Annotated in this window: 10 protein-coding genes; 5 read left to right on the top strand and 5 right to left on the bottom strand. The window is 56.0% G+C overall.

The genetic code is table 11. The features are described 5' to 3' along the window. The first annotated feature begins 51 nt into the window (after window positions 1-51). The 3 genes from PLU72_13250 (at window position 52) to PLU72_13260 (ending at window position 4,165) form a co-directional block, all read left to right on the top strand. Window positions 52-843: a DUF445 family protein gene (locus PLU72_13250; protein ID HOT29145.1), complete on the top strand. Its 792-nt coding sequence runs from the start codon at window positions 52-54 to the stop codon at window positions 841-843. 362 nt (window positions 844-1,205) lie between these two features. Further along, window positions 1,206-3,401, top strand: coding sequence for a ribonucleoside triphosphate reductase (locus PLU72_13255; protein ID HOT29146.1), 2,196 nt, complete (start codon window positions 1,206-1,208; stop codon window positions 3,399-3,401). A gap of 14 nt (window positions 3,402-3,415) precedes the next feature. Beyond that, window positions 3,416-4,165: an anaerobic ribonucleoside-triphosphate reductase activating protein gene (locus PLU72_13260; GenBank protein ID HOT29147.1), complete on the top strand. Its 750-nt coding sequence runs from the start codon at window positions 3,416-3,418 to the stop codon at window positions 4,163-4,165. Between the two features lie 60 nt (window positions 4,166-4,225). Here the strand turns inward: PLU72_13260 and PLU72_13265 are convergent, their stop codons facing one another. Further along, entirely contained in the window at window positions 4,226-4,648 is a 423-nt protein-coding gene (locus tag PLU72_13265) for a hypothetical protein (GenBank protein ID HOT29148.1), read from the bottom strand. Between the two features lie 93 nt (window positions 4,649-4,741). Between PLU72_13265 and PLU72_13270 the strand changes: the two genes are divergently transcribed. Together PLU72_13270 and PLU72_13275 are read left to right on the top strand one after the other, a co-directional pair. Beyond that, window positions 4,742-6,082, top strand: a complete 1,341-nt coding sequence (locus PLU72_13270; protein ID HOT29149.1) for an ATP-dependent 6-phosphofructokinase — start codon at window positions 4,742-4,744, stop codon at window positions 6,080-6,082. 136 nt (window positions 6,083-6,218) lie between these two features. Then, window positions 6,219-6,602, top strand: a complete 384-nt coding sequence (locus tag PLU72_13275) for an STAS domain-containing protein (GenBank protein HOT29150.1) — start codon at window positions 6,219-6,221, stop codon at window positions 6,600-6,602. A gap of 5 nt (window positions 6,603-6,607) precedes the next feature. Here the strand turns inward: PLU72_13275 and PLU72_13280 are convergent, their stop codons facing one another. From PLU72_13280 to PLU72_13295, 4 genes are read right to left on the bottom strand one after another with little or no spacing between them, the layout of a single operon-like run. Next, complete coding sequence (locus tag PLU72_13280; protein HOT29151.1) at window positions 6,608-9,508, bottom strand: SpoIIE family protein phosphatase; 2,901 nt, start codon at window positions 9,506-9,508, stop codon at window positions 6,608-6,610. 9 nt (window positions 9,509-9,517) lie between these two features. After that, the gene (locus PLU72_13285; protein ID HOT29152.1) at window positions 9,518-10,561 is read right to left on the bottom strand and encodes a tetratricopeptide repeat protein; all 1,044 of its coding nucleotides are present in this window, start codon (window positions 10,559-10,561) and stop codon (window positions 9,518-9,520) included. 12 nt (window positions 10,562-10,573) lie between these two features. Then, complete coding sequence (locus tag PLU72_13290; GenBank protein ID HOT29153.1) at window positions 10,574-11,218, bottom strand: hypothetical protein; 645 nt, start codon at window positions 11,216-11,218, stop codon at window positions 10,574-10,576. After that, window positions 11,199-11,699 (bottom strand): hypothetical protein, encoded by a 501-nt coding sequence (locus PLU72_13295; protein ID HOT29154.1) that lies wholly within the window; start codon window positions 11,697-11,699, stop codon window positions 11,199-11,201. The genes PLU72_13290 and PLU72_13295 overlap by 20 nt, the downstream gene beginning before the upstream one ends. Window positions 11,700-11,777: the final 78 nt, after the last annotated feature.

An 11,777-nucleotide genomic window follows, 5' to 3' on the forward strand; every position in this document is an offset into this window, starting at 1 on the left:
CTTATATCCGCCATTTGGAATGATGTCGAACGGGTTCAAATGCGGTATACTATGGCCGTGAAATTCGTCGGATTGGTTGTCTTCGCGGTTCTGCACGGGTATTTCGCCGCCTGGCTGGCGGTCTGGATGCTGTTTTATCCCCGCGAACCCCGCTATCTGGGAAAGTGGCGCCTGCCGTTCACTCCCGGCCTTCTGCCGTCCTCGCGCAAGACGCTCGAGATCGCGATCGCCGAAGCCGTTTCCACCCAGCTTCTCCGGCCGGAGATTCTCGAGGAATCGGCGATCAGGCAGGGATTGCCGCGCCTTATCCGGTCGGCGCTTCCCGAGCATCTCGACGACCTTTCCAACGACACGGAGTTCCAGGAAATGCTGTCGCAGGGCGTCGCGCAGGCGGTGAAGGAGTATCTGCGGTCGAAGAGCGGGTTGAAATCAGAGCTCAGGAACAATGCCATGGTTCCGTTCGGAAAAGTGGCGGGAGTCACCCTCGACGGCATTCTTTCGGCGCTCTGGACGCATCTCGAGGCGACGGTCGACCGGTTGTGCCGCTCGAACCGGTTCCGCGATGCCATGAAAGAGTCTGTCCGCAAGCTTTCCACCGAACTGAAGACCGACGGAACGCCGGTGGCCGTGAAAGTCGAGACGATGGCCGGCCGGATGCTGGGCGCAGCCATGAATTCCCTCGACGTCCGGGCGATCGTCATCGAACGGCTGGGCTCTCTTTCGAACGAGGAGATCGAGAAACTTGTACACCTCACGGCCGGCAGGCATCTTCAGTCGATCAAGAACGTCGCGGCCGTGATCGGCGTGCTCTTCGGACTGCTCTCTGCGCTTCTATTCGGATGATTTTCGCGCAAAAAATTTTTGCGCAAGGGCACAGGCCGATCGGCATCTTCTACAATCCCCAAACCCGCATGGGATGCACATAAAAAAAGTTCCCCCCCCCCCTTGCGCGAACCCCGTCGGTCGTGGTGTAATCTTATCCGGTTCGGTCGTCCGGTTCAAAAGACACCGGGCCGCAAATTCCCTCGAAACAAGCACCAGGCGGCTTTTTGCTTCAGATGCAAAGATCACCGTCAAGGCTCTTTCTGTCTCTGAAACAGGATCACCCAGTGCACAGTTCGGTGGAAAAATCATCAGAAACCTGACAACGCGTCGGTTGTGACCGGCGACAGACATTACCGTTACAGGATCGGGAGCGAGGCAGCATGAAGCAGGGGCGGGAACTGCAGTATATCGTTGGTCGTGATGGCGTCAAGAAGGCGTTCGATCCGGAGCGCATCCGTTCGGCGATCGAGCGCGCCGGCAAGGCGACGGGCGAGTTCGGGTCTGTCGATTCGGCCCGCATGGCGAGCCAGGTCGTCAACGTTCTGGCTCATAGGCACCAGACAGGCATTCCGACGGTCGAAGAAGTCCAGGACGTCGTCGAGCACATTCTCATCGCGAATAACTACCTCCAGACGAATCGCTCGTATATCGTCTACCGCGAGCAGCACAAGCATATGCGCGAGGGCAAGCGCAGCTTCGTCGACGTCGTCAGCTCCATCAACGAGTATCTCGGCCAGCAGGACTGGCGGGTCAAGGCGAACGCCAACCAGGGCTACTCGCTCGGCGGCCTGATTCTCAACGTTTCCGGCAAGGTCGTCGCCAACTACTGGCTCTCGAACGTGTACACCCCCGAGATCGGCGAAGCCCACCGCAACGGCGATTTCCATATTCATGATCTCGACATGCTGTCCGGCTACTGCGCCGGCTGGTCGCTGCGCATGCTGCTCCAGGAAGGCTACAACGGCGTTCCCGGCAAGATCGAGGCCGGCCCGCCGAAGCATTTCCGCAGCGCCCTCGGCCAGATGGTCAACTTCCTCGGCACGCTCCAGAACGAATGGGCCGGTGCACAGGCGTTCAGTTCGTTCGACACCTATCTGGCGCCGTTTGTCAGGGTTGACAAGCTCACCTACAACGAAGTTTTCCAGGGTATCCAGGAGTTCATCTACAATCTGAACGTGCCCTCGCGCTGGGGCACGCAGACCCCCTTCACGAATCTGACCCTCGACTGGAACTGCCCGGAAGATCTTCGAACGCAGACTCCGCTTATCGGCGGCCAGCCGGCCGATTTCACATACGGTGATCTCCAGGCCGAAATGGACTTGATCAACAAGGCCTTCATCGAAGTGATGTGTGCCGGCGACCGGGCCGGGCGGGCGTTCACCTTCCCGATCCCGACCTACAACATCACGAAGGACTTCAACTGGGACCACCCGAACTGCGATGCGCTGTTCGAGATGACCGCCAAATACGGCCTGCCGTATTTCCAGAATTTCCTCAACTCCGACCTGCAGCCGAACATGGTGCGCTCGATGTGCTGCCGCCTCCAGCTCGACCTCCGCGAGCTTCTCAAGCGCGGAAACGGCCTCTTCGGCTCGGCCGAGCAGACCGGCTCGATCGGCGTCGTCACGCTCAATCTCGCGCGCCTCGGTTTCAAACACAAGGGCAACTACGACGCTCTCATCAACAACCTCGACGAGCTCGTGAACCTGGCCGTCAAGAGCCTCGAAATCAAGCGGAAGATCATCACTCGCCTCATCGATGGCGGCCTGTTCCCCTACACCCGGCGGTATCTCGGAACCCTCCGAAACCACTTCTCCACCGTCGGCGTCAACGGCATGAACGAGTGCATCCGCAACTTCACCGACAACACGATGGATATCACGTCGAAGGAAGGCGTCGAGCTCGCAACCCGCATCATGAACCACATGCGCGAGCGCATCGTGCAGGCCCAGCAGGATACCGGCCATCTCTACAACCTCGAAGCGACGCCGGCCGAGGGAGCGACCTACCGGTTTGCCCGCGAAGACCAGAAGCGTTTCCCCGGCATCCTGCAGGCCGGATCGCCGAATGCGCCCTATTACACCAACTCGACGCAGCTTCCGGTCGGGTATCAGGGCGACCTGTTCGAGATCATGGGCCACCAGGAACAACTCCAGCGCCTTTACACCGGCGGAACCGTCCTGCATCTGTATGTCGGCGAGCGGATCCCCGACGCAGGTTCGTGCAAGCGGCTGATCAAGAAGTCCATGAGCCAGTTCCGGCTTCCCTATATCACCGTCACCCCGACATTCTCGGTCTGTCCGACGCACGGATACATCGCCGGCGAGCATCAGTACTGCCCGACCTGCGACAACGCCGAAATCACCCGGCGCCGCGCCGCGATGATGGAAGCGAATCCTGACGCCCCGGTTCCCGAGCGGATCGAACTGCCCGTCGAGGCGCGCACGACATGCGAAGTCTGGACGCGCGTCATGGGGTATTACCGCCCCGTTTCGCAGTTCAATGCCGGCAAGAAGAGCGAATACACCGAGCGCAACGCATTCGACGCCCAGGAGCTTGTTCGCACCGTCGTCTGATCCGAAGGGATACCATGAAGCAGACCTGCACCGACATCCATGTCGGCGGTCTGCAGCCCTTCACGCTGATCGACTTCCCCGGCCTGATGGCCGCGGTCGTCTTTCTCCAGGGCTGCAACCTCCGATGTTCCTACTGCCATAATCCCGGCCTGCTCGACGTCAGGCGGCCAGGCGACATCACCTGGCCCGAGGTCATCGAGTTCCTGGAAAAGCGGCGCGGCTTCCTCGAAGGGGTCGTGTTCAGCGGCGGCGAGCCCTTGATGCAGCCCGGCATCGAGACGGCCGTACGGCGCGTTCGTGAGATGGGCTTCGAAGTGGCGCTTCACACGAACGGCTTTTTCCCGGAGCGGCTCGAGGCGCTCCTGTTCAAAAACCTCATCTCATATATAGCGATGGATATTAAATCGAGCTCGGACGGCTACAGGTCAAGCTTCGGCGTCGACACGACCGACCCCGTCGTTCGAAGCGCCCGACTGCTTGCCGGCAGCGGCATCAGTCACGAGTTCCGCACGACCGTTCATCCCGAGATCATCACGGATGGCGACATTCTGCGGGTGGCCGACATGCTCCAGGGCATCGGCTGCGACCATTTCATCCTACAGAAATTCAGGCCGGGCAACGTTCTCGACCCGGCGCTGAAGGAATCGGGGGCCGACTGGGTGCGCGCCGCGACGGTTCGCGAGCTGGCGAGGCGCTTCCGGCACTTCGAAGTTCGCGGAGACCCCGTGTTCGAGGAACTGGCGAGGCACCCGAAGGCTGCATAACCACGTGTTTTCCGGAGCATCTCCGGTTCATCCTCAGAGACAGGCGAAAACCTGTCTCTTTTATTTTTCCTGCGTTTCTCTCGGGCCGATGGCACGCCAGACGGCGTTCAGCGGCACGAAAAAGCTGACCATCAGGAGGAACAGCGCGGAAAGGATGCTCCAGATCTCGATGAGCGCCGTCTGGATCCAGTGTTCCAGGCCGAGGGCCGACGGAACGACCCAGACCAGCACCATGACGGCGATGTTGATGCAGAGAATCACCCGCGTTTTCGCATCCATTCCGGCCGAAACGGACAGGCGCCAGGCAAGCAACGCGACGGCGACGATGATGCAGCCGCACATCAGCGGAACGGACGCGACGAGTTGTTCCCACAGCGTTGCCGGGGGAGGGTTCTGCATGTGTTCGGCGAGCCTGAGCGCCGCGTAGAGCGGGAGCAGGCCGAGCAGGTTCGAAAAGGCGGTCAGCAGCAGTGCGTCGAGCATACTTTGGTCTTGACATATTACTCCACGATCAGTAGTAAAGACAAAGTATGCGGCGTTTCGGCGCCGCCGACAAATCGAGGCGAGGGGAAAAAGATGAACATCGAGCAGAAGGATTTCATCGTCAAGGAACTGGGTGAGCCGCAATTCAAGTCGCCGCTCGAGCTTTCGAAAGTCGACGGTGATTATCTCACGAACTACGTTCCGAACGATGAGCGGGTTCTCTACAACGTCTCCTGGAACGCCGTCCAGAAATGCGTATCGGAGAACAGGCAACCGATCACCTTCGAGCGTGCCGGTCCGCGTGAGAAGATCTTCTTCGACCCTGCGAAAACCAAGATCGGCATCGTGAGCTGTGGCGGTCTCTGCCCCGGCATCAACGACGTCATCCGCGCACTCGTGATGCAGCATTCATACTGGTACGGCATCAAGACGATCTACGGTTTCAAATACGGGTTTCAGGGGATGGTGAAGGATTACCACCTGAATCCCGTCGTGCTCGATCCCGACATGGTTTCAGAGATTCACGAGATCGGCGGCACGATTCTCGGCTCGTCGCGCGGGCCGCAGGATGTCAGCAACATGGTCGACCGGCTGATGGATTACGGCATCGACATCCTGTACTGCATCGGCGGCGACGGCACCCTGCGCGGGGCGCTCGACATCCATAACGAGGTCACCAAGCGCGGCCTGTCGATCGGCGTCGTCGGCGTTCCGAAAACGATAGACAACGATATTAATTTCATCGAGAAGACGTTCGGGTTCGAAACCGCCTTCTCGCTGGCCGTCGAGTCGATCCGGGCCGCCCACGTCGAGGCGAAGGGGGCCATGAACGGCATCGGGCTGGTCAAGCTGATGGGCCGTGATTCCGGGTATATCGCGGCGAACGCGGCCATCGCATCCCTGGACGTGAATTTCTGCCTCGTCCCCGAAATCCCGTTCGATCTCGAAGGGCCGAACGGTCTCTACGAGAGCGTGAAGAAACGTCTGCAGAAACGCGGACATGCCGTCATCGTCGTCGCCGAGGGCGTCGGGCAGAAACTCGCGAAGAGCGACGTGAAAGATATATCAGGCAATATTAAATTTAATGACATAGGCACGTATCTCAGGGACAGTCTCAAGACGTATCTGGAAGGGCAGAAGGTCCCGGCATCGATAAAGTATATCGACCCGAGCTACATGATCAGAAGTTCGAAGGCCCTCCCGTCGGACAGCGTCTACTGCACGATGCTCGCCCAGAACGCCGGCCACGCCGGCATGGCCGGGAAGACAGGCCTCGTCGTCGGCATCTGGAACAATCAGTTCACGCACATCCCGATCGAGATGGCCGTCAAGAGCCGCAAGGTCATCGACCCCGAGAGCACTTTCTGGCTCAACGTCCTCGAAGCCACCGGCCAGCCCCGCTCGATGCTCAACAATCCTCCACACGCCGGCTGAAACCCGATCGCGGGGGGATACCCCGAGATGCGTCGTCCGACTTCCCGGACCATGCATTCATCCGAATCAGTGTTGACTCATCGAAAAGACACGGGTATGTTCGATACAGATCTGGCGAAGAAGGCAGGAAAACACGGTGACGGACAAAACATCAGGATCGGAAAATCCCGTTCCGGGAGCGATCGTTCTTTCAGAATATGAACTTTTCCCGGTGATCAGCATCAGCGGGTATTGGGATATCGGGATCATGCATGCAGTTCAGCAGCAGGTAAAAGAACTTTTACGTGCCAAAAGAACACGCATCATTATTGATGTCTCCCATTGCCGCCTGGCAAACAGTCCTGCAATGGCCGGCTTTCTGGAACTGCTGATGCAGATCGTCCATGATTTTTCCGGAAAGGTCGCCCTTGTGGGAGCTGCCGGAACTTTGAAGCGCATCATGAACATGATCGGCGTGTTCCGCTTTGCCATGGAAGCCCCTACCGTCGATGCTGGAGCCGCCCTCCTGGAACGCGAATAAAACCGTTACGCGCGGTCGCGTTCGATGACGACGAGAGAATAATCGTCCGGCAGGGGAACAAGATTCTGAACGGGATGTGAAGCCAGGACTTCGCGGCAGAAGCCATCGAACGGAATATTTGTATATTTTGATATATGTTGTTCCCAAAGGAGAAACGCATCGACGCCGGTTCTGGTGGCTTCAGGGTAACTTTCAACCAGTCCGTCGGTGAAGAGAACGAGCCTTTCCCCGGGTTCCAATACCAGCGAGTGGGGAGACACGACCGGCCGCCTGATTCCAAGGGGCGTGCCGGTCGTCTCGATATTATGAATTATTCCCCGCCGGTCGATCAAGAGCGGATACGGATGGCCGCAATTGAATATTCTTATTTCCTGCGTCGTTGCATCGACATGACACAGACAGAGCGTCATCGTGTGGGGCAGCCGGCCCGCAATCTCGGTGTTCAGGACATTGTTCAACCGAATCAGCGAGGGCTCGATATCCTCAGGTTCGGTTATCAGCGCGGATAGAACCGCTTTTGCCATCGAAATGATGATGGCGGCGGGAACCCCATGGCCGCTTGCATCTCCGAGAAGCACGATGAAACCACGCTCGTTCAACCGACGAAAATCATAGTAGTCGCCGCCAAGCGTCGTTGCGGGCACGGTGACTCCGTGAACCCGGTATGGCCCGGCAGCTTGAACGCGTTGCGGGAACAGGCTTTTTTGAACCATTCTCGCCACAGACAGCTCGGACATCTGTTCCATCATGGTGTTGAAATGATTTGCCAGTTGTCCGAGCTCGTTCTTTTGCGAAATGGCCATTCGAAAAGAAAATTGAGAGTTTTGAACGGCATCGATACCGAGGCGGATCTGGTCGAGAGGGGTGATGACCTGCTGCGAAAAAAACCATCCGATCAAGCTCGAGTAAAAGAGAATGAACAGCGCGAAGAACGCCAGGGTGCTGCGAATGTCCGCAGAAGAAGCACCAGAGCTCAGGGGAGCTGCCGCAGCGATGTAGGTGTTGAAAAGTTTGTCGCCCGGTTGAATTGCCAACAGCCACTGGGATGCGTCAGGCGCGAGATAGGCCTGGCAGACAAATCGGTTGTTTCGTTTACACCTGGCGAGCAGCGCGGGCATGATCGAGGGGCCCGTTGAGGGGGAAACGATGAGACGTTCCGTATAGGGGAGGCGATAAGGATTCCGGAGAACCTTTTCTGAAGGGGTGTATCTCGTAAAACAGTTATTGATGATGAACACCTTGGCGGTTCGTTGAGTAGGATCATCCGAAACGAAAAAACGCATACAATGCCTCACCAGCCGGACCTGTTCCCAGATCAGGAAGGCAACATGTGTTGGTTCGAGCGTTCCAGCATGACGAATGACTTCGAACAGAAGATAATATTTCCATTGATTGATCGTATGAGAAAAAAACTCTCCAATGTGACCGACGGCATCATCGACAACGTTCGGGCCAACTTCAGAGGCAAGATCGACGATCTGAAATGTTTGATCGGCGGGCGACGAGGTCCGACGATGCCCCGGTGCAATACGGTCGAGGATTTCCCCGATGATCGCTTTCACGAACTGGGCATCAGGCATGAGGCCGGCGCTTGGCAATCCGTAGGTGATCATGTTTCCGGAAGTGTCGTAAATTTTGACGCTGTTGAACCCATAGCGGGCTTGAAGATGTGAGAATTTCTGGTGAAACAGCAGGCATGACGATTCCGAAGTCAGATCCGTCTCTTTGAGAATACGAAGAAACTCTTTCTTCCCGTTTCGCACGGCAATATCAACTTTGCCATCAAGATGCAATAAATGCAGTCGAAGATTTTCCCGAACTCGATCTTCCGAATATTTTTGTTGTTCGATATAGACGTAATGCGAAAGAATGATGAGGAGTAACAACGGAATGCCGCTGATGATCGCCATCATCGTGGTGAGCTTGATTTTCAAGCTGATATACGGCTCGACGCCGAAGCGAATGTATTGATATACGACAAAAGCCAAGCCGAGAATGAGCAGAAGCATGATGTTGCGAAGGTCGCTACGCATTTTTAACGGTTGATATATCTCGGCTGAAGACATATTAGCGATCAACCGAAACTGGTGATTCAGGGAAAGGACGGCCCAGACCCTGTCTCCCATCTCGTAATGATTGTCGGTTTCTCTGTCGAAGAGCCTTCCCACCATCCGGGCATCGGCATCAGCGCTGGGGTTCTTCGGCCAAACACGTTCTTCCACGGCATCGTAGAGATAGACGCGATCTCCGGCAGAAGTTCGTCTCACATGTTCCTTCAAGAATTCATACGGGCGCAGTCCCTCGCGATGGATATTCACAAGAATGGTGAATTGGCCGCTCAGATAGTAAAAAAACCATGTCCGCCTCGGCATGTTCGAAGTCTGCAGCCAGCAGGTCCCGTTTTCCAGTCGAAGAAAGCGCCGTGTCGCGCCAATATACGACCGGAACGCGTTCTGATCCTCGATCCTCGGTGATGCCGACGGATCGCGAAAAAATTGCTTGAGATACGTGGATAATTGCGAGGCAATCGTCCGGCTTATCGTGGCTTCGGAAACCCACACCGCCCGATCTTTGGCATCAAGAACGCACATCGAAAATGCACGCGGATACCTGCTGGTCAGCAGCTTCGCATCAGCGAGGAGGCTTGCCTTCCAATCATGGGCAGATTCGGCTCTCCGCACCACTGCGAGAAGTTTGCGCCGAAGGACCCAATCGATGTTCGAGTATGGCTGAACGCTCTCCAGACGCTGATCGAGCCGCCGATACAATTCCTGACGCCGGTATTCCGTTTGGCGCTGGGCGAGGATGCCCATCTGATAATCGATGATGAAAAAAGGTCCGCCAAAGAAAAAAAGAATCGCAAGAACCAGTTTCAGGGTTCGATTCAGGAGCGAAAAGACGGGCATCGCTGAATGCTATTTTCCTTGTTGGGTTGCGGTAATTTTTTGCTGAGCCATGCGAGCAAGGAAAGAATCATCGTTTTTACAAAGATCCACGACTCGCCGATAGATCTCTTGAGCCTCATCCAACTTGCCCGCATTCCGCAAACTATCCGCATACAGGAGCATTTTCGCAAGGGTCTGTTGGCTGTCCTGCTCGTCGGCCGGGATCAATTGCAATCGCTGCCCCTGGCACATTGCCGCTTCGGGCCAGCGGTCGGTCTTCTCATAAGCGATCGCCAGGCGCTGCAATACATCGTCTTTGAGGTCGTCAACCGGGTATTTCTCCAGCATCAGGGAGAGAATTTCAATGATCCCGTCATAGTTTGGTTGATCGTTCATCATATCCCAGGCATACAAATACAGGTTGGACAATCGCCAGCAGACTTCGGGAACGTACCTCGACTGCGGACATGTCTCGATGATCCGGCGGTATCGCGTTTCGATCGCTTCCAAATTCCAGTCATCAATTTCTGTGACTTCTTCCAGAATCTGCAGAGCCATTTTTTCCTGATCCTCGGGGCTGAGAGCCGTTGCGGGTGAGGGCGAAACGATATCTGCTCCTGCATGCATGTCAGGATCACGCACTTGTTTCGTCTCGGAGACTGAATTCACGGCATTCGATGAGCTCGCCGTCGAAGATACTCTGCTGATCCATTCCCTGGCGAAGCTGTTGTTCGGGTCAATTTCAAGGCATCTCCTGAACGAGGAAAGAGCTTCCGAAGGACGCCCCCTCCTGTGCATCAAGAGACCGTGCAAGTTCAGAAGGCCGGTGCTCGACGGATATTTTCTCAATCCGGTCACGGCAACCTGAACGGCATCATCGACGTTTCGACTTTTTCCGAGATACCCGGCGAGAGCCTTGAAATCGGCTTCCGTTCCACCCTCCTGAACCGCTTTCTGGAGCACTTCCAGTTGTTTCGTTTCGCCTGCATGCGATGGTCCTGCTCCGAGCCAGGAAAGGAGACAGACAACACAAAACACGCATACCAATGCGAGAATCTTATGACGGGCTTTCACGAAACTCTCCCTTCAGCGACGTTCTTTCGATGATTCAGCGCCAAGTGTATCACGATTTTGCTGGGGCATTGGAAGAATCCCTTCCCCGAGAAATGTCAGGTCGGTCTGCCGACATCGACTGACAAGGCGGCAGGGAACGGTGAGAAACGTCGGCTTTCCCTCGCCGGGGGAATGAGCTTTGATACGAACCACCATGTCCAGATGGCGAAAGCGCCCCTGCGCATCGCGGACGGCATCGAAAAGCAATTGATCGACGGCAACCGAGCTTTCGAAAAACTTTGTTTTGAACGATGTTGGAGATACGGATTCGGTGCGAGAGATCAAACCCAATTTTGGGTTCCAAGAATACTGTATGGTGACGATCCGGGAAAGCCTACTCACCGTGAAAACGATCTCGTGATCGGAAACGGAATCCATTGACCGGAGACCGCGAATGTCCGAGTTTATTCGACTGATGAATAAATTGAGAAAGGACTGAACGGATAAAAGATCTGTTGATTTTTTATAGAATCTGGTCGTTCGGCTCACCACGTAGAGGACGCTCGACAACAACATGCTGGCAATAGCGGCAACGAAAACAGCTTCGACGACGGAAAAGGCACGTCGCCTCAACCGTCGGTGAACGGGGCTGGTGGCCTTACTCTCGTCGAGTTTCATGATACTTGATTGCTTCCAGAGTAATTTCCTGACGGGTTTGCTCGATGTTGTCACGGAGAGTCCAGGTCACCGTAACCCGAACGAGAAACATGAGCCCTTTCTCTCCCTGATCGGTCGGTTCAATATATTCCATGCGATATCGAAAAGATCGCAAATCTCGGCCGGTATCGGCGGCAATGACGCCTGCAGCATCCTTCAGTTTCGGATGGCTCAAGAGTTTCTGGAAAAAATCTGGAGAATCGAGAACGGCATGGTCCCCTGCGCCTGACTCCGCTATTCGTTGTCGAGCAACATCAAACTCTTCTGCGACAATCGAACTGAGAATGCTTTCGGCGATTATTCCAGCGAGGAGATGATGAGATATCGAATAGGCATCGCTGGTTTGATGGATGCTCGCAACCATCAGCGGAGTCAGGAGCGCTCCGAAGAGCAAGACGGCGACCAGAATTTCGATCAGCGAAAGCCCACGCGCACCGGCCAAAGGCCGAAATCTATTCCACATAGCTCACTTTGATATGACCGATGAAGATCGGTACGTGTAATTGATTTGCTGGAAGGA

It is taken from the genome of Candidatus Ozemobacteraceae bacterium, assembly GCA_035373905.1.
In the GTDB taxonomy this organism is placed as follows: Bacteria; Muiribacteriota; Ozemobacteria; order Ozemobacterales; family Ozemobacteraceae; genus MWAR01.

Coding starts and splice junctions, on each gene's coding strand:
- PLU72_13250 (HOT29145.1), top strand. CDS start 52: ATGGCCGTGAAATTCGTCGGATTGGTTGTCTTCGCGGTTCTGCACGGG.
- PLU72_13255 (HOT29146.1), top strand. CDS start 1,206: ATGAAGCAGGGGCGGGAACTGCAGTATATCGTTGGTCGTGATGGCGTC.
- PLU72_13260 (HOT29147.1), top strand. CDS start 3,416: ATGAAGCAGACCTGCACCGACATCCATGTCGGCGGTCTGCAGCCCTTC.
- PLU72_13265 (HOT29148.1), bottom strand. CDS start 4,648: ATGCTCGACGCACTGCTGCTGACCGCCTTTTCGAACCTGCTCGGCCTG.
- PLU72_13270 (HOT29149.1), top strand. CDS start 4,742: ATGAACATCGAGCAGAAGGATTTCATCGTCAAGGAACTGGGTGAGCCG.
- PLU72_13280 (HOT29151.1), bottom strand. CDS start 9,508: ATGCCCGTCTTTTCGCTCCTGAATCGAACCCTGAAACTGGTTCTTGCG.
- PLU72_13290 (HOT29153.1), bottom strand. CDS start 11,218: ATGAAACTCGACGAGAGTAAGGCCACCAGCCCCGTTCACCGACGGTTG.